Here is a 20,595-nt window from a genome sequence, read left to right on the forward strand (position 1 = left end):
CCCCGTCATCGTGCGTCGGCGGCGCACGCGGCGGGAGGGCCCGGGGGCCGCACCCGGGGGAAGGGCGGGATGCCCTTTGGGGCAGCGCCGCCTTCCCTCCGGCTGTCGCGCCGGCCGCCGGGCCGCGCTCCGGACGGGACGGTCATATCAGACCGTTGCGGAGCGCGTAGCCCACGGCGTGGGCGCGGTTGCGCAGTTGGAGGCGGGTGGTGATCTCGTGCAGGACGTTCTTCACGGTCCGCTCGGAGTACGAGGTCTTGCGGGCGATCGCCGCGGTGTCCAGGCCCTCCGAGACCAGGCGCAGCATCTCCGCCTCCCGGCTGGTGAGGGTGGAGAGGGGCAGGGCGCCGGGGTCGAGGGCCGCGCGGCGCAGGCTGCCGACGTGTCCCAGTAACTCGCCGAGCAGGTCGCCCGGGAGCACGCCCTCGCCGTTGGCCACCGCCAGGACCAGCTGGACGAGCTGGTCCTGGTCGGCCTCGGCGCGGCGCAGGACCGCCGACACCCCGCACTCGACGACGCGCTGGAGCGCCCCGACGCCGAGGGTGCCGATCACGAGTCCCGCGCGGGTGGCGCCGTTGTAGCTCAGCCGGGTCAGCAGGGCGGTCACGTCGTCGTCGAGGGCGTCGACGACGACCAGGGAGACCTGCGCGTTCTCCGCGTCCGCGTCGTCGACGAGTTCGGTCTCGGGGCGCTGGCGGAGCTGTTGGACGACGCCGACCCGCAGCACGGGGTCGGCGGCGTAGACCGCCACGGTGACGCGGCGCGGTCGGCCGAAGCCGGCGGCATGGGGGTCCGGGTGGCCCCGGACGGCGTCATGCGCCGTACTGCCGGTCGCGACCAGCCTCTTTTCCTCGGTGCGGAACATGGGATACCTGTTTTCCTGAGTCGGTGGGGGGAAGGCGGACACGACACGAGCCGACCACGGGCCGGTGGTGTGTCGAAGGCGGCTCTCCAGACTAGAAATCCATTGTTACCGGAGAGTTGACTTGTGCTTGCCGGGCAGCCGCGCTGCCCGGACACTGCCCTCGCGTGCCTCGTACGGATCTGTCAGGTCTCCTACGGTGGGGCGGGTGACGCCTTCCGCAGCCTCCTCCGGTCCCGGTGCGCCCGGCCTCGACATCCCGGCCGTGTCCGTGACGCCGGGTGACATCGCCACCACCACCCTGACCGTCCGCAACGACAGTGACATCGTCGAGGCGTACGACCTGAAGGTCGTCGGTGACGGTGCCGAATGGACCACCGTCGAGCCCGAGCGGCTCTCCCTCTATCCCGGCACGTCCGAGACGGTGACGCTCCGTCTGGCCCCGCCGCGCTCGCCGGAGATACGGGCCGGCGAGCTGCCCCTCGGCGTACGGATCCTCCCGAACGAGCAGCCCGAGTCGGTCAAGGTCCTCGAAACCGTGGTGCGCATCGGCGCGTTCCACGAGTTGCGGACCGGCCTCTCGCCGCGCCGCAGGCGCGGCTGGCTCCGGGGCCGCTATCTGCTGGCCGTCCGCAACCAGGGCAACACCCCGGTACAGGTGGGATTCACCCCCGGGCAGGCGGGCGAGGAGCTCCGGTTCGCCTTCACGCCCGCGGAACCGGCGCTGGAGCCGGGCGAGTCGAAGGAACTCCGGCTGCGGGTCCGCACCGCGCGGCCGGTCTGGTTCGGCGACCCCGTGGTCTGGCCGTTCACCGTGGACTGCCGCGAGACCGGCGAGCGGGCGCAGACCGAGGACCGTACCGAGGGGCCCCACGCGGGAGCGACGCTGGACGCTGAGTTCGTCCAGATACCGGTCTTCCCCAAGTGGCTGCTCCTGCTGCTCGCGGCCCTGATCGCGCTGCTGATCGCCTGGTTCACGCTGGTCCGGCCGGCCGTGCGCAGCGCCGCCGAGGAGGCGGCCACCCAGGCGGTGCAGCCCCGCCCGATCCCGACGGAGAGCGGCTCGGACGGATCGTCCCCCGGCCCGGGCCGGCCGTCCGGCGGCAGCAGCCAGAAGCCGGGAACGGGCGGCGGACCCGGCGGCGGGGAGGACGGTTCGACCGGCACGGACGACGGCACCGCGACCGGCGGGGGCCGGCAGAGCTCGGCCACCATCGACCTGAAGTCGGAAGCGGGACAGTCCAAGACCGGGACGTACACGGTGCCCGAGAAGACCGTGTTCGGGATCACGGACATCGTTGTCGCAAACTTCCAGGGCGACGAAGGAGTGATGACGATCACCTTCGGCGACCGTAAGATCACGACGATCGCGCTGGAGACGTTCCGCAACCAGGACTACCACTGGGTGACTCCCATCAGGATCGGCGCGAAGGACACCGTGACCATCGACGTGACCTGCACGAAGCCCGGTACGCCGGCGACGGGGCAGCAGGCGCGGGAGTGCCACGAGGTCGTCAACGTGAGTGGTGCGCTCAAGAGCACCGAGTGATTCCGACGTTGCCCGTCCACCGCATTATCGATCGGCCTCGATCACAGCTGTAAAGTCCGGCATATCTTTCGGCCTGAAATCGCCAGCCCAGGACTCGAAACACGCATCGGCCCGCACGAACCTGGTGTTCGTGCGGGCCGAACCGTGTGCGGGCCGGCCGCAGGGCCCCGCACCGGATGCCCCCGCGTGACCTGCACCAGAAGGGGCCCCTGCCCTTCCGTGCGTACCGACCGTGCGGGCGGGTGCCGGCGGCGGCGTTGTCGGCGTTGTCGGCCCCCGGTGTTAACGTCCCCGCCATGGCAAACCGTTCATATCTCTACTCCGCGGACTCGATGCCGGACGAGGCGGAGATCCCTCAGCGGATCCGGTGCATATCCGAGCACAACTGGGACATCCCGCTCGCGCACAAACTCCTGGTGGGGCGCGGAACGTCGGTCGTCCCGTCCATGATCTGGAATCCTCCGATCGGCATCGCCGCGGACTACGCCGGAGGGGCGGCCCTGCTCCGCGACCTCCTGCGCGCGGTCGGCAAGGGCCTTGAGGACGACGCCGAGTTCGCCGAATGCGTTGCCAGGACCACGGCCCACCTCGAGAAGCAGCAGGCGACGTACTTCCTCCTGGAGACCGGGGAGATCGTCTCGATGACGGACGACGATCCGTCATCGAGCGTGCAGCGCCTGGTGGCCGAGGAGATTCCCGACGCCGTCGCCCAGGCAGAGGCGGCGATCGCGGGCCTGAACGACGACTGGCTGGCTTCGGTCCGGGCCGACTGGCAGAGGCACTTCGCGTCGTTCTACAGCGACGCGCTCTACTTCTCCTTCCCTGGCTGACGGCTCCCGCGGAATCCGGCCGCGCCCACGGAAGGGTGTCCGGCCGTGCCCCGGCCGAAGGCGACGCGCGGCCTTCGGTCGGGGCGGTCGGGGCGGGGGGGAACTGGCTGCCGTGCACGGCGTGGCCGGGCCTCCGGACCGAGGACCGTATCCGGCAGGCCCCCCGGCCCCGGCGGGTAGGGTCACTGCCGAGAGGACCTGTGCAGAGTGGGAGTCACGTGGTGAAGCGGCCGACGATTGCGGACATCGCGCTCCGTGCCGGAGTGTCCAAGGTGGCCGTCTCCTATGCGCTCAACGACCAGCCGGGGGTGTCCGACGCGACCCGCGCGTCGATCAAGGCGATCGCCAACGAGCTCGGCTGGCGTCCCAACAGCGCCGCGCGGGCCCTGAGCGGTGCTCGTGCCCAGGCGGTCGGGCTCGTCGTGCGGCGGCCCGCGTCCACGCTCGGCACCGAGCCCTTCTTCATGGAGCTCATCAGCGGCATCGAGAGCGTCCTCTCCGACCGCGCCTACGCCCTGATGCTGCAGATGGTCGACAGCGAGGAACGCGAGCTGGAGATCTACCGGCGCTGGTGGGGAGAGCGACGGGTGGACGGGGTGTTCCTCGTCGACCTGCACACCGACGACCCGCGCGTGCCGGCGGTCGAGGCCCTCGGCCTGCCCGCCGTGGTCATCGGGCCGCCGCACACGGCGGGCTCCCTGCCCGCCGTGTGGTCGGACGACGGGGAGAGCGTGCGCGAGGTGGTGCGATACCTGGTGGCGATCGGCCACCGGCGCCTCGCGCGGGTGGCCGGCCCCGAGGACTTCGCGCACACCGGCGTCCGGGACGCCGCCTTCCGCGAGGGGTGCGCGGAGGCGGGGTTGCCCGAGCCCGAGATCGTCCACACCGACTACACCGGCGACGAGGGGGCCCGTGCCGCCCGCCGGTTGCTCATCGCCGCCGAGCGCCCGACCGCGATGGTCTTCGACAACGACATCATGGCGGTGGCCGCGCTGTCCGTGGCCCAGGAGATCGGCCTCTCGATCCCCCGCGAGCTGTCCGTCGTGGCCTGGGACGAATCGCCGCTCACCCAGGTCGTCCGGCCCCCGCTGTCCGCCCTCGCCCGGGACATCCCGGCCTACGGGGCCGGAGCGGCTCGGGCCCTGCTCGCCCTCGTCGCGAACGAGGAGGTCGGGAACGTGGAGGAGGAGTACGCCCGGTTCGTACCCCGGGGCAGCACCTCCGCTCCGTCGGTCTGAGCCGCCCCTCGCCCGCCACGGGCACTACTTCGTGGCCCCTTGCGCGAAGCCGTTGTAGATCCACCGCTGGAGCAGGAGGAAGACGACGAGCGTCGGCAGGATGACGAGGATCGCGCCCGCCGAGATGGCCTCCCAGTGCGCGCCGAAGGGGCCCTTGAAGCGGAACAGCGAGGTGGAGATGGTCCCGAGGTCCTCCGAGTGCAGGTAGAGGAAGGGGATGTAGAAGTCGTTGTAGGTGGTGATCCCCTTGATGATGACGACGGTGGCGATCGCCGGCTTGAGGAGCGGAAGAATGATCTTCCGGTAGATCGTGAACGCGTTGGCGCCGTCGAGGCGGGCGGCCTCGTCGAGCGAGCGGGGGATGGAGCGGATGAACTGCAGGAAGACGTACACCGAGACGATGTCCGTCCCCATGTAGAGCAGGATCGGGGCCCACCGGGTGTCCACGAGGCCGAAGCTGTTGACGACCTGGAAGGTCGCGACCTGGGTGGTGACGCCCGGCACGAGGGTGGCGACGAGGAAGAGCGCCATGACGAGCTTCTTCGCCCGGAAGTCGAAGCGGTCGACCGCGTAGGCCGTCATCGAGCCGATGAGCACGGTGCCGCCGACCGAGAAGACGAGGATGAAGGCGGTGTTGCCGAAGGCCGTGAGCATGTGGCCGTCCGTGAACGCCGTGGCGTAGTTCCGGAGGTTCAGCCAGTCCCCCGGAAGGGAGAGGGCGCCGCCCTCGGAGACCTCCTCGGACGTCTTGAGCGAGGTGAGGAGGACGACGACCAGCGGCAGCAGGACGACTGCCGCCGCGACCAGCAGGGACAGGTAGGTCAGCGCGGTCCCGACCGGCAGGCGGCGGCGGTGCGTCGTGGGGGCGGGGGTCATACGAGGTCCACCTTGTCGTCGGGTACGAGCCGGCGCTGGATCCAGGTGATCAGCAGGATGATCGCGAGCAGCACCACGGCGGCGGCCGAGGCCAGCCCGGTCTTGTTGAACTGGAAGGCGAGCTTGACCGTCTGGATGACGAAGGTCGACGTGCCGGTCGCGCCGCCGGTCATGATGTAGGGGATCTCGAACACGGACAGGGAGCCGGAGACCGCAAGGATGACGCTCAGGCTGAGGACGGGCCTGATGCTCGGGGCGATGATGTGGCGGAACTGCTTCCACTTCCCGGCGCCGTCCAGCTGGGCCGCCTCGTAGAGCTCTCCGGGGATGGACTGGATGGCGCCGAGGAAGAGGACGAAGTTCAGCCCCGTGAAGCGCCAGACCGACACACCCGCCAGGGACACGTTGGCGGAGGTGGGATCTCCGAGCCAGGGATGGTCGGCGCTGACGCCGAGCCAGGTCAGTACGGAGTCGAGGGTCCCGCCGTCCTGGAAGAAGTACAGGAAGACGAAGCCGATCGCGACGCCGTTGATGAGGTAGGGGAAGAAGAGGATCCCCTTGAAGAAGTTGCGGAACCTGAGGTCGAAGCTCAGGACGGTGGCGAAGTAGAGGGCGACGCCGATCTGGAGGGCGGACGCGGCGAGGTAGTAGCCGCTGACGAAGAAGACCCGGAAGAGTTCGGGGCGGGTGAAGATCTGGACGTAGTTGTCCACGCCCGTGAACTCGCGGTCGGGGCTCACGCCGTCCCAGTCGGTGAAGCTGTAGGTGATCATGCTCGCCACGGGTACGTAGGTGAACGTGATCAGCAGCGCCAGGGGCGCCGCCAGGAAGAACCACGGGGTGGCGCGCCGGAGCGGGGAGTCGCGCCAGGAGCGCCGCCGGGTCCTCGTGCCGCCCGGGGGTCTCCGGGCCGCGGCGGCGGCCGGGCCCGCCGGGTGATCGTCTCTCGTCGTCCGAGGCGGCCTCCGCGCCGGCTCGGTCCGGGGAGGGGCAGGAGGGGTGTCGGTCATGTCGGCCTTTCGTGTCCGAGGCTGCGGGAGACCGGGTCCCGGCCGGTGTCGTACGGCCGGGACCCGCTCGGCCGGTGTCAGGAACCGGCGGTCCTGGCCGCCTCGTCCCACCTCTTGTTCAGGTCGGCGAAGAAGTCCTGGAGGCTGCCGTCCTGCGCTCCGCGGGCGGTGTCGATGAGCTTCTGCCGGTAGTCGGGCTTGTTCAGGCCGATTTCGGCGGCGTTGTCGATGTCGTTCACCAGGGCCGTCTCGGCCTCGGAGCGCTCCGTGAAGGTGACATCGTTGTCAACGAAGTCCTTGAGGGTCGCCGGCATCGGAGCCGACTTCACCGCGGGCACCGCGCCCTCCTGCGCCGAGTAGCCGGACTTCTCGGTGAACCAGTCGATCCAGGCGCGCGCGGCCGCCTTGTTCTCGGAGTGGGCGCTGACGGCCTGCTGGTAGTCGGAGACCAGGGTCGCGCAGAACCTGCCGTCCTTCTGGGCGGGGAAGGGCATGAATCCGATGTCCGCCGGCGAGCCGCCGGCCTCCTTCGCCGCCCCCTGCATCTGTGTGACCGCCCAGGAGCCGAGCATCATCGCACCGGTCCTGCCCTCGGCGAGCATCGCCTTGGAGGTCTCCCAGTTCGTGGTGGTCGGGTCCTTCTCGGCGAGCCCCTGCTTCACGATGTCGTGGACCAGCGTGTCGATGGTGCGGAGCTCCCCGCCGGCCTTCCAGGGCGACACGGGGCCGGCCAGCTTGTCGGTCGCCTTCGCGTCGCAGGTCACGGATCCCACGTTGGCGGTCCACTGGACCAGCGGCCAGCCGTCCTTGAAGTTCGTGTAGTAGGGAACGGCCTCGGTCCTGTCGGCGATGGCCTTCAGGTCCGCGAGGAACTCCTGCGGGGTCTTCGGCCACGCGGTGATGCCGGCCTTCCTCCACACCGCCTTGTTGTAGACGAAACCGTTGGCGGTGCCGAACTGGGCGATGCCGTAGACCTTGCCGGCCACCTCGGTCTTGTCGCTGAAGCGGTACTTCCCCGCGAGTTCGGCGGTCGTCCCGAGGGGGGCGAAGAACTTCGGGTAGTCGTTCTTGGCGACCGCCGCGGGGATCATCAGCACGTCGCCGTAGGACCGGGTGTTCATGCGGATCTTCACCTCCCCCTCGTAGTCGGTGATCCCCTCGAACGTCACCTTCACCTTGGGGTAGACCTTGTTGAACTCCGCGGCGTACCGCTTCAGCGTGCCGTTCTGGACGAGGTCGGTCCGCTGGGTGAGGACCTTGATCCCCCCGGAGACCTCGTTCGGGTCGGCGGGTGCCGCCGCGGTCTCGCCCGACGCGGCACCCCCGCCACTGCAGCCCGCCACGGCCAGCATCGCGACGGTGAGAAGCACGCCCGTGAGCGTCTTCGTCTTCCCCATGTGCCCAACTCCTTCAGGGTTACGGCTCAGGTCAATGTGGGATGTCGGCACTATGACAGGAGCTTGTGAACCGGTAAAGCTCAGAATTCATGCACGATGCCCAATCGTTATCAGGCGACTGCACAGACCCCTGGAAGAGGCCGGTTTCACACCTCTCCGCGCACGGTCGGTGACGTAAAAGAGCTTTACCGGTTCATGGACAGTGGCTGTGCGTCCGGCTAGGTTGTCCGGGTCGTATACGCATCCCGCCGCAGTCAGGCGATTGGAGCCGCACACATGAAGGACGTCACCCAGCTGACCGAGGGCTGGAGCCTGCGCCACGAGGACGCGTTGCTCCCGGCCCGCGTCCCCGGCTGCGTCCACACCGATCTGCTCGCCGCGCAGGTCATACCCGACCCCTTCATCGGCCGGAACGAGACCGAGGTCGCCTGGGTCGGTCGGCAAGGGTGGTCCTACGTCACGGAGTTGGCCCACGACAGCACGCACGAGCGCACGGAGCTGGTCTTCGACGGGCTGGACACCGTCGCGGAGATCGTCCTGGCCGGCGAGGTCCTCGGCGGGACCCGCAACATGCACCGCGCCCACCGTTTCGACGTCACCGGCCGCACGGGCCGCCTCGAGGTGCGTTTCGGCTCGGCGTACGAGGAGGCGGACCGGGTCCGTGCCCTCACCGGGGACCGGCCCAACGTCTACCCCGAGCCCTTCCAGTACCTCCGCAAGATGGCGTGCAGCTTCGGCTGGGACTGGGGCCCCACCGTCGTGACGGCGGGCATGTGGCGCCCGGTGCGCCTGGAACACTGGTCCACCGCCCGGCTCGCCGAGGTCCGCCCGCTCGTGACGGTCGACGGGGCGACCGGTCACGTCGAACTCCGGCTCCGGGCGGAGCGCACGGGATCCGGCACCGGTCGGTCGCTGACCGTCCGGGCCGCCGTCCGAGGAGAGGGCGCGGAGGCCGAGGGCCGGATCTCCTTCACCGGTGACGAGGCGGTGCTGCGTCTCGAGGTGCCCGCGCCCCGGCTGTGGTGGCCGCGCGGCTACGGCGACCAGCCCCTGTACGAGCTCGACGTGACCCTGCTCGACGAGGAGGGGGACACGCTCGACGCCTGGCGGCGCCGGATCGGCTTCCGCACCGTCGAGCTGGACCGGTCCGCCGACGAGCACGGGACGGGCTGCACCTTCGTCGTCAACGGCGTCCGGATCTTCGCGCGCGGGGTCAACTGGATCCCGGACGACGTGCTGCCCTCCCGGATGACACCGGAGCGCTACCGGACCCGGCTCCGTCAGGCGGCCGAGGCCAACGTCGATCTGGTGCGCGTCTGGGGCGGCGGCATCTACGAGGACGACGCCTTCTACGACGTCTGCGACGAACTCGGGCTCATGGTGTGGCAGGACTTCCTCTTCGCCTGCGCCGCCTACCCCGAGGAGCAGCCGCTGCGCGGCGAGGTGGAGGCGGAGGCTCGTGACAACGTTGTCCGCCTGATGGCGCACCCCAGCCTGGTCCTCTGGAACGGCAACAACGAGAACCTCTGGGGCTTCCGCGACTGGGACTGGGAGGAACCTCTCGCGGGCGACTCCTGGGGCGAGGGGTACTACCTCGGCGTGCTCCCGCGCGTCGTCGCCGAGCTGGACCCGACCCGCCCGTACACGGCGGGCAGCCCCTGGTCGGGCTCCTGGGAGCACCACCCCAACGACATCCGCCACGGGACCCACCACTCCTGGGAGGTGTGGAACCGTCAGGACTACGCCGAGTACCGCGCGAGCGTCCCCCGCTTCGTCGCCGAGTTCGGCTGGCAGGCGCCCCCCGCCCTCGCGACGCTGCACCGCGCCCTGCCCGGCGAGCGGCTCGCCCCCGACTCTCCCGGCATGCTCCACCACCAGAAGGCCGAGGACGGCAACGGAAAGCTGGACCGGGGCATCGCCCGCCACTTCCCGCTCCCCGAGGCCGACTTCGACCGCTGGCACTACCTGGCACAGGTGGTGCAGGCGCGAGCCGTCGCGGCGGGCATCGAGCACTGGCGGGCCCACTGGCCCGTGTGCGCGGGCACGGTGGTGTGGCAGCTCAACGACTGCTGGCCGGTGAGCTCGTGGGCGGCGATCGACGGCGACGGACGGCTCAAGCCGCTCTACCACGAACTGCGCCGGGTGTACGCGGACCGGCTGTTGACACTGCTGCCGGGCGAGGACGGGCCGGTGCTCACCGTCGACAACCAGTCGGGCACCCCCTGGCCCGCCCGGGTCGTCCTGCGCCGGTTCGACGCCGACGGCACCGTCCTGGCGGAGAGCGAGATCGAGGTCGAGGCCGCGCCGCGCTCGGTCGTCCGGCCGGTGCTCCCCGCGGAACTCCTGCCCGTCTCCGCCCAGGAGTTCCTGGTCGCCGACGCCGCCGGGCTGCGCGCGGTGCACTTCCCGGTACCGGACCGGGAGTTCGCCTACCCGGCCGCCCGCTACGACATCGCGCTGGAGGCCGTCCCCGGTGCGGACACGGCCGTCGACGTGGTGGTGACGGCGCGAACGCTGGTGAGAGACCTCCTCCTCCAGGCCGACCGGCTCGGTCCCGCGGCGAGTGCCGACCGCGGACTGCTCACCCTGCTCCCCGGCGAGGCGGCCAGGATCCGGGTCAGCGGCTGCGGGGACCTCGGCCCCCAGGGGGACGAGCGGGTCCGCGCGGCCCTGTTCAGCGTGGACCCGGCGTGAGCACCGACGCTCCTCGGGTGACCATCAACGACGTCGCCAAACGGGCCGGTGTGTCGAAGGGCGCCGTCTCCATGGCGTTCAACGACCGCCCGGGGGTGTCGCGGACGACCCGGGAGCGGATCTTCGAGGTCGCCCGGGAGCTGGGCTGGGCCCCGCACCAGACCGCGCGGAGTCTGTCGGGCCGGCGGGCGGGCATCGTGGGCCTGGCCGTCTGCCGCCCGGCCCGGCTGCTCGGCCTCGAGCCGTTCTACATGGAGTTCATCTCCGGTATCGAGAGCGTGCTGACCGAGCGTTCGTGCTCGCTGCTGCTCCGTCTGGTGCGGGACCTCGACGAGGAGGTGGCCCTGTACGAGGAATGGTGGCGGAGCAAGACGATCGGCGGAGCGATCCTCGTGGACTTCCGGCAGGAGGACCCTCGGATCCCCCCGCTGCGGGCGCTGGGGCTGCCGGCGGTCGCCGTCGGACACCCGTCGCTGACCGGCGGTTTCCCCTCGGTGTGGACGGACGACGCCACGGCGGCCGCGGACGCCGTACGGTACCTGGCGGCGCTCGGCCACCGGCGCATCGCCCGGGTGGGCGGCCCCGCGGGCCTCGGCCACAGCGCCATCCGCGCGCGGGCGTTCGAGGCCACCATGGCCGAGCTCGGTCTCGACGGCCGCCGTCAGGTGTCGACCGGCTTCGCCGGCGAGGAGGGCGCCCGGGCGACCCGCGGGCTGCTCCTGACGCGGGACCGCCCCACCGCGATCGTCTACGACAACGACATCATGGCCGTCGCGGGAGCCGCCGTGGCGGCCGAGATGGGCCTCGTGGTGCCGGACGACGTGTCGCTGCTGGCCTGGGACGACTCCCAGCTGTGCAGGCTCACCCACCCGCCCCTGTCGGCGATGAGCCATGACGTGCACCGCTTCGGCGCGGAGGTGGCGCGGGCCCTGTTCGAGGTGATCGAGGGCACCCGGAGCGACGCGCTGCAGGTGCCGACGCCGTCGCTGACGCCCCGGGGTTCCACGAGTCCGCCCCGTACGCGTCAGGGACGATGACCCGAAGGCCGTGCCTCCCTGCCGGGGGGTACGGCCTTCGGGTACGTACGGCCTCGGGGTACGGCCCGGCGGTACGGCCTGCGGGTACGGCCGTGGGTGCGCCGACGCCCGCGGGAGCGCCCGCTCTCCCCGCCCGGCGCCTTCGGCGGGGCACTCGGCGTCTCCGCGGGCCTTCCGGCGTCGCCGCGGGCCACTCGGTTCCCCGGCACCGGGGCCTTCGCCGTGCCGCGCCCCCGGGCGCCGGGGACCTGGTGGCGCGCCGGCCGCCTCATGCGGGGTGCAGGCGCGGGTGCTCCCCCAGCCAGCGCAGGTGCTCGACGGCGGTGGCGCCCCGGCCTCCGGCGTGGTCGCCGAAGGGCCACTCCCTGATGGCCTTCTCCCCCGCGTACGCGCGGAAGGCCGCGAGGACGGTGGACGGCGGGCAGACCGGATCCATCAGGCCGGCGCTGAACAGCGCGGGGGCCGTGGCCCGGCGGGCGAAGTGCACGCCGTCGAAGTACCCGAGGGTGGCGAAGACCCGCTCCGTCGCGTACGGAGCCTGGTGGCGCAGGTAGTCGACGAGTTCGGTGTACGGGCCCTCGGTGGCCGTCTCGGCGCCGCGCCGGATGTGGCAGAGGAACGGCACGTCGGGCAGGGCGCCCGCGATGCGGTCGCCGGTGAGTCCGGCGACGGCCAGGGCGAGCCCGCCTCCCTGGCTGGCCCCCTGGACCACGATGCGCTCCGGGTCGACGTGGGGGATCGTGCGTGCGGCGTCGACCGCGCGGACGCAGTCGGTGACGAGGCGCCGGTAGTAGTGGCCGTGGGGCGACTCGACGCCCCGGGTCATGTAGCCGTGCACCCAGTGGGTGCCCTCGTCGGGGTGGGGATCGGGGGTGTCGTGGCCCTGGCCCCGGCTGTCGACCACGAGGTGGGCGTATCCGGCGGACGCGTACAGGAGGTGGTCGACGGCCCTCCCGCGGCCTCCGCTGTATCCGATGTACGTGATCACCGTCGGCAGGGGCTCCTCCGCCTCGGAGGGGACGAGCAGCCAGGCCGCGACGGGCTGGCCGGCCCAGCCCGCGAACCGCACGTCGTAGGTGTCGAGGGTGGTGAGGGGCGAGTCGGACACCGGCCGGACGACCGGATCGCTCCCGGCCTCCCGTGCCGTCCGCAGGGTCTCGTCCCAGAAGGTGTCGAAGTCGGCCGGCTCCTCCGGGAGGTCGACGGTCCGGGCAGCCGGGTGGTCCGGCGGCAGGTCGGTGTACGGCACGGGAGGTTCCTCGCTGAAAGGCCCGGCCGCGCCCGGCCCGTCGGGGCGGTGCGACCGGGCGGGCCGGCGGTGCGGCCGGACAGGTCGGGGCGGGCGCGGCCGGGCGGGTCGGGTGGGGTGGGGTGGGGGTGCGGGCCCCGTCACGCGGGACGGGGCCCTGAGGGCGGTGGGGTCAACTCCTGGCGCAGGCGACGCCGTTGAGGGTGAAGGCCACGGGGGCGGCGTTACCACCGGTGGACGAGGCGCTCAGGCCGAAGCTCACGCTGCCGCCGGCCGGGATGGTCTCGGTCCAGGACTCGTGGGTGGCGCGCACCTGGTTGCCCTCCTGGACGACCTTGGCGTTCCAGGCCGAGGTCACCGTCTGACCGCCGGGGAAGGCGAAGTCGAGCCGCCAGCCCTTGACGGCCTGGAGGCCGGTGTTGCGGATGGTGACGTCGGCGTTGAAGCCGGTGCCCCAGTCCTGCAGCCGGTAGCCGACGGTGCAGGCGCCGGCGGACGGCCCGGCCGCGGTGGTGAGGGCGGTCGCGGTGGACCGGGGGGAGCGGTTGCCGGCGGCGTCGCGGGCGTACACGGCGAAGGCGTAGGCCGTGGAGGGCGTCAGACCGGTGAGCGTGGCGCTCGTGCCCACCGTGGTGGTGACCGGGGTCTCCGCAGAGCCGCTGACGCGGACGACGTCGTAGCCGGTGACGCCGGTGTCGTCGGTGGCGGCGGCCCAGGTCAGCCGGGCCCCGGTGGCGGTCACGTCGGTCGCGGTGGGAGCGCCGGGGGCGGTCGGCGGCCGGGTGTCGCCGCCCGTCGCGCCGTAGACGCTCGCCTCGCGCGCGGTCTGCCGGATGCCGTCGGCGCCGTGGAACAGGCGCTGTCCCCAGGGGGTGAGCCGGGTCGCGTCGAAGTCGGCGGCGAGGTCGAGGTATTCCACTCCCCCGCCGTTGCCGCTCCACGACCAGCCGAGGTAGCCGAGGTTCAGCTGCCGCGCGGTGGCCATGATGGCGTCCTCGTCCGGGTCGCCGTCCGAGTGGTTGTTGCCGAACTCGCCGACGACCAGCGGGAGTTTCCGGCTGACGAAGCTGTTCAGGTATCCCTGGACCTCGGCGGCGGTGTCGTAGACGCCGTACATGTGGACGGAGAAGACGGTGTTGCGTTCCGGGTCGGCGGCGAAGACGGCGGGCGCGTTGTCCCGCATGGTGTTCGACCAGTCCTGGCCCCAGTTGGGTGCGTCCGCCATGAGGGTGTGGTGGAAGCCGGCGGCGCGCAACCGGGCGACGGCGTTCTTGGTGTCCTCGGTCCACGCGCTGTAACCGGTGTTGCCGTGCGGCTCGTTGCCGAGGTTGAGGACGACGTACTTCTCCTGGCCCTTGACCGCGCCGGCGACCTCCAGCCAGTAGTCGACCGCCTTGGCGAGGGACACGGCTCCGCTCTGCTCGCCGTAGCCGGTGGTGTCGTGGGCCTCGAGGACGCAGACCAGCTTGCTGGCCTTGCACTGGGTGATGATGTTCGCGACGTCGGCGACGCCGTTCTTGGGCCACCGGTCACCCGTGCCGAGCACGATCCGGGCGGAGTTGGCGCCGAGCGCCTTGAGGTCGGTGAGGGCCTGACCGGTCCTGCCCGGGTACCAGGCGTGGGCGTGGTTGACCCCGCGGAAGACGAAGTCCTGGCCGTTGGCGTCGACGAGCCGGCCGTCGGTGACGTGGAAGCCGGCGGTGGCGGTGTCGGCCGCGTGGGCCGCGGCGGGGGCGGTGATCGTCGCGGCGGCGAGGGCGAGCAGCGCTCCCGCCGCGGTCGCCAGTGTCCTGTTCATGTGTGGTGCTCCCAACTCGGTCGCGCGCATGCCGGGGCGCGATGCCGGGGCGTGCGGGCTTGCCTGACATGGAGGGTGCGGTGCTGCCGGCCCTGCGGAGCGACGCGTCGAGGACGCGGGGTGGGCCGGTGGATCCCCCCTGCTCGGTGTGTTCCTGCGACTCTCACCGAGCAGGGAAGGGAAGGCGCCGGCCGGTGGGGGGATGGTCCCCGCCCGGCGGTGGCGTGGGCGGATTCGCGAGACGCCTCGGCGACCGAGGACGAGGCTAGAGGGGAACGGGGCCGGAAAACAATAGAGAGGACCTAACCGGTTAAGTGCGCTTGGCCTTTCCGTGGACGACCGGAGGCGCGTCGGGCCCGACCTCGATTCCGACCGTGGCGCGGAAGACGACCCCTTCTCCCTCGAGGGAGACCGTCTCGGCCGCGGGGACGTAGACGGAACGCCCCGGTCCGATCCGCAGGGTGTCGCCCCTCGCGGCCGAGGTGAGCCGCGCCGCCCCCGCCACGCACAGGACGATCTGCGGTGCCCCGGCGGGGAGCGGGCGCGGCGGCTCCCCGCCGCCGAGCCGGAACCGTGACAGCCGGAAGTCGTCGACGGGGATCGGGTAGATCTCTTCACCCGCCTGTTCCGCGGGGGTGAGGACTCGGCTGGGCAGGGCGGTGAAACGGACCACGCGCAGCAACTCGGCGGCGGCGACGTGTTTGGACGTCAGCCCGCAGCGCAGGACGTTGTCGGAGTTCGCCATGATCTCCACGCCGAGGCCGGAGAGGTACGCGTGCGGGACGCCGGCGCCGAGGAACAGGGCCTCCCCCGGTCGCAGTTCGACGCGGTGCAGCATCAGGGCGGCCAGCAGGCCCGGGTCACCGGGGTGAGTCCGGGTGAGTTCCGCGTAGCGGACGAAGTCCTTCTGGTGCGGGCCGACGTGAGCCGCGACGGCCGTGACGGCCGCGGTGACGGCGCCGAGGAGCCCTTCGGGCGGGCTGAGGAAGGCGGCGAAGACCTCCGCGAGCGCGACCGCCTCGGGCCGGGTCCTCAGCACCTCGGCATGCGGACGGAGGGCGGGTACGGCAAGGGCGTCCAGGAGGTCGGCGCACTGCGGAGGGCTCCGGAAACCGCACAGCCCCTCGAAGGGGGTGAGGGCGACGATCATCTCGGGCTTGTGGTGGGGGTCCCGGTACGTGCGGTGCGGAGCGTCCAAGGGCACTCCGAGGGCGTTCTCCAGCGCGAAGCCTGCTTCGGCCTGGGCGGGATCCGGGTGGACCTGCAAGGAGAGCGGGGCGTCGGCGGCGAGCAGTTTCAGCAGGAACGGCAGCCGGGGCCCGAACCGGCGCAGCGTGGGCGGGCCGAGTTCGGTCGCCGGGTCCGAGCGGAGCACCCGGTCCAGGGGCAGCGGCCCGTGCCCGCGGTCGACGCGGGACGGCGCGGCTGGATGGGCGCCCATCCACAACTCCGCCTGGGGCTCGCCCGTGGGCGGGGTTCCCATAAGACGCGGGATGGCGGTGCGGGAGCCCCAGGCGTAGGGCTGGACGGTGTTCGAGAGGAGGTCCATGGGCTCTCTTCCGGGCGTACGGACGGGGTGCGGGGCCGCCGGGGGCGCCGGCCCCCGGGGGTCACGATCGGGTGCGAGGCCGCCGGGGGCGCCGGCCTCCGGGGGACACGAACGGGGTGCGAGGCCGCCGGGGGCACCGGCCCCCGCGGGACACGAACGAGCAGCGGAACCGCCGGCGGCACCGGCCCCCGCGGGACACGAACGAGCAGCGGGGCCGCCGGCGGCACCGGCCCCCGCGGGTCACGAACGGGGTGCGAGGCCGCCGGTGGCGCCGGCGGCCGTGCGGGGCGGGCCGGCCGGCGCGGCGGCGACCGCGGCCGCGCCGATCAGCCCCGCGTCGAGCGCGAGCCCCGCCGGCACCACCGGGACGCCACGGGTGAAGTCCAGGACGGCGTAGTCGGCGAGGTGCCGGCGGAGCGGGCCGAGGAGCGTCTCGCCGGACTGTGCGACGCCGCCGCCCACGACCACGAGGTCGAGTTCGACCAGCGCCGCCGTGGCCGCGACGGCCGCGGCCAGGGCTCGGCCCGCCCGGTCGAAGGCGGCCAGGGCCCTCGGGTCCCCCTCGCGGGCCGCTTCCGCGACGGCGGCGGCCGTCGGGACGGTGCCGGGCCGCGGGGTCCACCCGGCCTGCAGGGCGTGGGCGGCGATGGCGGTGCCGCTGGCGAAGCGCTCGACGCAGCCCCGCGCGCCGCAGGGGCAGTGGGGGCCGTCCTGTTCCACGGTGATGTGGCCGATGTGGCCCGCGTTTCCCGAGCGACCCGGGTGGAGGGTGCCGTTGAGGATCAGCCCACCCCCCACCCCGGTGGAGACGACCATGCAGAGCGCGTTGTCCACTCCCCTCGCGGCTCCCGCCCAGTGCTCGGCCGCGGTCATCGCCACGGCATCGCCCACGAGGACGGGCCGGATCGCGGACGGCAGCCGCGGGTGTTCCCGTACCCGGTCCACGAGCGGAAAGGAGCGCCAGGCCGGGATGTTGACCGGGCTGACCGTCCCGGCGTCCGTGTCGACGGGCCCCGCGCTGCCGATGCCCAGGCAGGAGAGGGCCGCCCACTCGGGGCGGGCGGACAGTTCCTCCAGCACGGCGGACACCTCGGCCATGAGCTCCGCCGCGGAGCCGTGGGCCGGGGTGGCTCGCCGGGACCGGGCGACCAGCCGGCCCTCGCCGTCGACCAGGGCGCCGGCGATCTTCGTACCCCCGATGTCGAGTGCTCCGTACATCATCGCCTCGAGCCTTCCGTAAGCGCGAACAGGAAAAGGTGCACACACTCTGAGCTCTCGATGACAACGTTGTCCAGTTAACTGGTTCAGTTCAGCCTCCGTTTAGTAAAACCGAGCTCTTCCCGCCTTCTGATCCTGGACGGAAACACGGAATCGCCTCATGCTCGGCTCTGGATTCCCGCAGCCGATCTCCCCTGTCCCGAGCGAAGGACGTGCTCTGCCATGACCGACTTCACGGCCTTCCCCTCCGGCTTCGAGTTCGGCACCGCCACGTCCGCGTACCAGATCGAGGGTGCGACGGACGAGGACGGCCGGGGACCGTCGATCTGGGACACCTTCGCCCGGCGCGGCGGCGCCGTCCTGGACGGCACCAGCGGCGACCCCGCCTGCGACCACTACCGCCGCCACCGGGAGGACGTCGCGCTGCTCGCGGACCTCGGGGTGGCCTCGTACCGTTTCTCCGTCGCCTGGCCGCGGATCCAGCCCTCCGGCCGAGGCCCGGTGAACCCGCGAGGGCTCGGCTTCTACGAGCGCCTGGTCGACGACCTGCTGGAGGCCGGTGTCACGCCGGTCGTGACGCTCTACCACTGGGACCTTCCCCAGCCGCTGGAAGACCTCGGCGGATGGCGCTCACGGGACACCGCCGAGCGGTTCGCGGAGTACACGGAGCTCGTCGCGGCGCGGCTGCACGACCGGGTCCCCCGCTGGATCACCCTCAACGAGCCGTGGTGCAGCGCCTTCCTGGGGTACGCCGACGGCGAGCACGCCCCGGGAGCGCGCGAAGGGACGCCGGCACTGGCCGCGGCCCACCATCTGCTGGTCGGCCACGGCCTGGCGATGGAGGCGCTGCGCGCCATCGGTGTCCGGGAGGCGGGCATCGCGCTCAACCTCGACCACATCTCCCCCGCCACCCCGGCGGACGCTGACGTGGCGGCCGCCCTCCGCGCCGAGACGCAGCGCAATCTGATGTGGACCGACCCGCTGCTCACGGGGAGTTACGCCGCCGCCGAGGCGGACACCTGGGGCGAGCTCATCGGACGCCGGCCCTTCCGCCGCGAAGGCGACCTCGCCCTCATATCGGCCCCGATGGACTTCCTGGGCATCAACTACTACACGCCGTCCAGGGTGCGCGCCGCCCCCTGGCGCGAGCCCGACCCCGCCCGCCGCACCGCGACGGACAACCGCTTCGAAGCGGTCCCCACCCCCGGCGTCCGTCACACCGCCATGGGCTGGCCCGTCGTCCCCGGCGCCCTCCGGACGCTCCTCGTCTCGCTCCGCGACCGCTACGGCACGGCCCTTCCCCCGATCCACATCACCGAGAACGGCTCCGCCGAACAGGACGCCCTCGCCCCCGACGGCAGCGTGCACGACACCGACCGCGTCGCCTACCTGGAGGGCCATCTCCACGCGGTCGCCGAAGCACTGGCGGACGGCGTGGACGTGCGCGGGTACAGCGTCTGGTCCCTCCTGGACAACTTCGAGTGGGCCTACGGGTACAGCAAGCGCTTCGGGCTGGTCCATGTCGACTTCCCGACCGGGCGACGCACCCCCAAGGCGTCCTACCACTGGTACCGGTCGCTCCTCGCCGGGAGGGCGCACAGACCGTGAGGAGTGGGCCCGCGCGCACGGCCGAGGCCGAACGGCCGGCCTCAGGCGGTGGAGTCCAGGGCTCGGCAGACATGCCTGAGGTAGTCATGGGCGCGCTGCGAGCCGAGCAGTCCGTCGCCCAGCCGGTTCATCGTGTACGAGAACGTGACGCGCCGGTCGAGGTCCATCATGACGATCGAACCGCCGGGGCCGGGCGTGCCGCGTCCCGGAGGTGAGGGGCGGCAGACCGGCTCGGCGCCGGTGGGTTCGCGTCCTGCCGTGTTCGGCGTACGCGGAAGCGTGGTTCAGACGCCGGCCTCGGGATGTTCCGGGCTGAGGTAGTGGACGGTGCTCCGTGCGGCGTGCGCGGTGAGCAGGTCGCGCAGGTCGCCGACGGCGGTCCGGAGGAGGTGGCCGTCGCGGGCGCTGTGGAGGGTTTCGAGGACGAAGGCGACGTGGGTGGAGTCCTCGGTGACGCGGGTGCGGTGGGCGTCGCGGTGGTTCCAGTGACGGGTGAGGACGTCGGTGGTGTCCGTGTAGACGACCTCGCCGGGCTTGGGGTTCTCGACGGTTTCGGGTTCGCCGAGCGGGGTGAAGGTCTCGGTGCCGTCGGCGTGCCGGATGTCGACGTCGCCGGTGACGTGGTCCAGGTCGAAGGCGCCGGCGGGCAGGCCGTGGCGGACGGAGACGGCGTTGTAGGAGTCGACGGCCGGGTTGATCCGGGGCAGGGTGCCCTTCTTGGCCATGCGGCGGCCCAGGGCGTCGACGCTGGGGCGGATGCGGCGGGGGTTGGTGCCGAAGGCGCGGTAGGCGGTGTGCCATGCCTCGATGCGCGGGTCGGTCTCGTCGGCGGGCGCCCAGGTGCCGTCCGCGAGCTGCCGCTCCAGGTCCTCCAGGGCGGTCGTGGTGGCCGGCCAGGGTTCGTGGCCGCGCAGGCCGTCGGCGGTGACGACGGCGATGAGGGTGTCGGGGAAGGCGTCCGCGACGGCGGGGCTGATGCGGAAGGTGGTCATCGAGGAGTCCGGTTTCCGGGAGTGCGGGCGGGGTGGGGTCAGGCTTTCCAGGGGCCGATGCGGTCCAGGCGGCGCAGCTGCTGGGCTGCGGTGGGCGCGTCGAGCCGCCGGCCGCGTTCGGCGAGCCGGCGGGCGGTGTCCGTGCGTTGCCCGACGGGTTCGTGGTCGTCGTACGTGAACTTGGCGCGGACCTCGGTGACCTCCAGGCGCAGGCCGCGGATGCCGGGCAGCATGCGCCCGTAGGGCGGCTGGTCGGGGTCGATGGGGGCGTGGTCGCCGTCGGGCTGGAAGTGCGCCATCTGCCGGCGCAGCAGCTCGGCCTTGGCCGCCGGGTCGTCGGCGACGGTGGCCCGGCAGGTGAACTGGACGGCCGCGTAGTAGCTGGTCGGAACGCCGTCGGTGGGCGGGGTGCCGGGCTTGGCGCGCCAGGGGCCGGGGATGAAGGCGTAGTCGCCGGTGACGGTGAAGGTGACGTCGGGGTCGGCTTCGATCGCGTTCCATACGGGGTGGGGGCGGGCGAGGTGGACCAGCAGGGTGTGCCCGTCGACGGCGAAGTGGGTGGGCACGACGATCGGTGCCCGGCCGGGCAGGCCGTTGACGCTGAGGAGACCGAAGTCGTGGCCGTCGGCGATCCAGTTCTGCCACTCGTCGTCGTCCAGAGCGGCGTCCCAGGGCTGGATGAACATGC

At 72.2% G+C, this 20,595-nt stretch carries 17 protein-coding genes; 6 read left to right on the forward strand and 11 right to left on the reverse strand.

The window, feature by feature from the left end; all coding sequences use genetic code 11:
- Positions 1-142: 142 nt before the first annotated feature.
- Positions 143-865 carry a response regulator transcription factor gene (locus ACGF1Z_RS04085; protein ID WP_392999622.1) on the reverse strand — a complete coding sequence of 241 codons (723 nt, stop codon included), beginning with the start codon at positions 863-865 and terminating at the stop codon, positions 143-145.
- A gap of 205 nt (positions 866-1,070) precedes the next feature.
- Between ACGF1Z_RS04085 and ACGF1Z_RS04090 the strand changes: the two genes are divergently transcribed.
- From ACGF1Z_RS04090 to ACGF1Z_RS04100, 3 genes are all read left to right on the forward strand, one after another.
- On the forward strand, positions 1,071-2,411 hold the full coding sequence (locus tag ACGF1Z_RS04090) for a hydrolytic protein (RefSeq protein WP_392999624.1): 1,341 nt from the start codon (positions 1,071-1,073) through the stop codon (positions 2,409-2,411).
- Between the two features lie 296 nt (positions 2,412-2,707).
- Positions 2,708-3,241 (forward strand): hypothetical protein, encoded by a 534-nt coding sequence (locus ACGF1Z_RS04095; protein WP_392999626.1) that lies wholly within the window; start codon positions 2,708-2,710, stop codon positions 3,239-3,241.
- A gap of 221 nt (positions 3,242-3,462) precedes the next feature.
- On the forward strand, positions 3,463-4,479 hold the full coding sequence (locus ACGF1Z_RS04100; protein ID WP_392999628.1) for a LacI family DNA-binding transcriptional regulator: 1,017 nt from the start codon (positions 3,463-3,465) through the stop codon (positions 4,477-4,479).
- Between the two features lie 24 nt (positions 4,480-4,503).
- Here ACGF1Z_RS04100 and ACGF1Z_RS04105 read toward each other — a convergent pair whose 3' ends face one another.
- From ACGF1Z_RS04105 to ACGF1Z_RS04115, 3 genes are all read right to left on the reverse strand, one after another.
- Entirely contained in the window at positions 4,504-5,355 is an 852-nt protein-coding gene (locus ACGF1Z_RS04105; RefSeq protein ID WP_392999630.1) for a carbohydrate ABC transporter permease, read from the reverse strand.
- Positions 5,352-6,365 (reverse strand): carbohydrate ABC transporter permease, encoded by a 1,014-nt coding sequence (locus ACGF1Z_RS04110; protein ID WP_392999632.1) that lies wholly within the window; start codon positions 6,363-6,365, stop codon positions 5,352-5,354. Before ACGF1Z_RS04110 ends, ACGF1Z_RS04105 begins: the two co-directional genes overlap by 4 nt.
- Before the next feature lie 77 nt (positions 6,366-6,442).
- Positions 6,443-7,762, reverse strand: coding sequence for an ABC transporter substrate-binding protein (locus ACGF1Z_RS04115; RefSeq protein WP_392999633.1), 1,320 nt, complete (start codon positions 7,760-7,762; stop codon positions 6,443-6,445).
- 276 nt (positions 7,763-8,038) lie between these two features.
- Between ACGF1Z_RS04115 and ACGF1Z_RS04120 the strand changes: the two genes are divergently transcribed.
- Together ACGF1Z_RS04120 and ACGF1Z_RS04125 are read left to right on the forward strand one after the other, a co-directional pair.
- Entirely contained in the window at positions 8,039-10,456 is a 2,418-nt protein-coding gene (locus ACGF1Z_RS04120; protein WP_392999635.1) for a glycoside hydrolase family 2 protein, read from the forward strand.
- Positions 10,453-11,493 (forward strand): LacI family DNA-binding transcriptional regulator, encoded by a 1,041-nt coding sequence (locus ACGF1Z_RS04125; protein ID WP_392999637.1) that lies wholly within the window; start codon positions 10,453-10,455, stop codon positions 11,491-11,493. Before ACGF1Z_RS04120 ends, ACGF1Z_RS04125 begins: the two co-directional genes overlap by 4 nt.
- 268 nt (positions 11,494-11,761) lie before the next feature.
- On the opposite strand, the gene ACGF1Z_RS04130 is transcribed toward ACGF1Z_RS04125, so the two are convergent.
- From ACGF1Z_RS04130 to ACGF1Z_RS04145, 4 genes are all read right to left on the reverse strand, one after another.
- Positions 11,762-12,742 (reverse strand): acetylxylan esterase, encoded by a 981-nt coding sequence (locus tag ACGF1Z_RS04130; protein WP_392999639.1) that lies wholly within the window; start codon positions 12,740-12,742, stop codon positions 11,762-11,764.
- Between the two features lie 172 nt (positions 12,743-12,914).
- A complete protein-coding gene (locus ACGF1Z_RS04135; RefSeq protein WP_392999641.1) occupies positions 12,915-14,540 on the reverse strand; it encodes a cellulase family glycosylhydrolase in 1,626 nt (541 codons plus the stop codon).
- A gap of 310 nt (positions 14,541-14,850) precedes the next feature.
- Positions 14,851-16,089, reverse strand: a complete 1,239-nt coding sequence (manA, locus tag ACGF1Z_RS04140) for a mannose-6-phosphate isomerase, class I (protein ID WP_392999643.1) — start codon at positions 16,087-16,089, stop codon at positions 14,851-14,853.
- A gap of 240 nt (positions 16,090-16,329) precedes the next feature.
- Positions 16,330-17,310: an ROK family protein gene (locus tag ACGF1Z_RS04145; protein WP_392999645.1), complete on the reverse strand. Its 981-nt coding sequence runs from the start codon at positions 17,308-17,310 to the stop codon at positions 16,330-16,332.
- Positions 17,311-17,529: 219 nt separating this feature from the next.
- Here ACGF1Z_RS04145 and ACGF1Z_RS04150 point away from each other — a divergent pair, with 219 nt between their 5' ends.
- Entirely contained in the window at positions 17,530-18,915 is a 1,386-nt protein-coding gene (locus tag ACGF1Z_RS04150; protein ID WP_392999647.1) for a GH1 family beta-glucosidase, read from the forward strand.
- Positions 18,916-18,956: 41 nt separating this feature from the next.
- Here the strand turns inward: ACGF1Z_RS04150 and ACGF1Z_RS04155 are convergent, their stop codons facing one another.
- The 3 genes from ACGF1Z_RS04155 to ACGF1Z_RS04165 all read right to left on the reverse strand — a co-directional run bounded on the left by ACGF1Z_RS04155 (position 18,957) and on the right by ACGF1Z_RS04165 (position 20,593).
- On the reverse strand, positions 18,957-19,085 hold the full coding sequence (locus ACGF1Z_RS04155) for a hypothetical protein (RefSeq protein ID WP_392999649.1): 129 nt from the start codon (positions 19,083-19,085) through the stop codon (positions 18,957-18,959).
- A 114-nt stretch (positions 19,086-19,199) separates the two neighbouring features.
- Positions 19,200-19,907: a B3/4 domain-containing protein gene (locus ACGF1Z_RS04160; RefSeq protein WP_392999651.1), complete on the reverse strand. Its 708-nt coding sequence runs from the start codon at positions 19,905-19,907 to the stop codon at positions 19,200-19,202.
- 38 nt (positions 19,908-19,945) lie between these two features.
- Positions 19,946-20,593, reverse strand: a complete 648-nt coding sequence (locus tag ACGF1Z_RS04165; protein ID WP_392999653.1) for an FMN-binding negative transcriptional regulator — start codon at positions 20,591-20,593, stop codon at positions 19,946-19,948.
- Between the last annotated feature and the right edge of the window lie 2 nt (positions 20,594-20,595).

Origin of the sequence: Streptomyces sp. NPDC048018 (assembly GCF_043202995.1) — a bacterium.
GTDB lineage: Bacteria > Actinomycetota > Actinomycetes > Streptomycetales > Streptomycetaceae > Streptomyces.

Excerpts from the sequence above, each read along its gene's own strand:
- ACGF1Z_RS04165 (WP_392999653.1), bottom strand. The coding sequence starts at position 20,593 with ATGTTCATCCAGCCCTGGGACGCCGCTCTGGACGACGACGAGTGGCAG.
- manA (WP_392999643.1), bottom strand. The coding sequence starts at position 16,089 with ATGGACCTCCTCTCGAACACCGTCCAGCCCTACGCCTGGGGCTCCCGC.
- ACGF1Z_RS04155 (WP_392999649.1), bottom strand. The coding sequence starts at position 19,085 with ATGATGGACCTCGACCGGCGCGTCACGTTCTCGTACACGATGAACCGG.
- ACGF1Z_RS04110 (WP_392999632.1), bottom strand. The coding sequence starts at position 6,365 with ATGACCGACACCCCTCCTGCCCCTCCCCGGACCGAGCCGGCGCGGAGG.
- ACGF1Z_RS04105 (WP_392999630.1), bottom strand. The coding sequence starts at position 5,355 with ATGACCCCCGCCCCCACGACGCACCGCCGCCGCCTGCCGGTCGGGACC.
- ACGF1Z_RS04145 (WP_392999645.1), bottom strand. The coding sequence starts at position 17,310 with ATGATGTACGGAGCACTCGACATCGGGGGTACGAAGATCGCCGGCGCC.
- ACGF1Z_RS04135 (WP_392999641.1), bottom strand. The coding sequence starts at position 14,540 with ATGAACAGGACACTGGCGACCGCGGCGGGAGCGCTGCTCGCCCTCGCC.
- ACGF1Z_RS04115 (WP_392999633.1), bottom strand. The coding sequence starts at position 7,762 with ATGGGGAAGACGAAGACGCTCACGGGCGTGCTTCTCACCGTCGCGATG.
- ACGF1Z_RS04085 (WP_392999622.1), bottom strand. The coding sequence starts at position 865 with ATGTTCCGCACCGAGGAAAAGAGGCTGGTCGCGACCGGCAGTACGGCG.
- ACGF1Z_RS04160 (WP_392999651.1), bottom strand. The coding sequence starts at position 19,907 with ATGACCACCTTCCGCATCAGCCCCGCCGTCGCGGACGCCTTCCCCGAC.
- ACGF1Z_RS04095 (WP_392999626.1), top strand. The coding sequence starts at position 2,708 with ATGGCAAACCGTTCATATCTCTACTCCGCGGACTCGATGCCGGACGAG.
- ACGF1Z_RS04120 (WP_392999635.1), top strand. The coding sequence starts at position 8,039 with ATGAAGGACGTCACCCAGCTGACCGAGGGCTGGAGCCTGCGCCACGAG.
- ACGF1Z_RS04150 (WP_392999647.1), top strand. The coding sequence starts at position 17,530 with ATGACCGACTTCACGGCCTTCCCCTCCGGCTTCGAGTTCGGCACCGCC.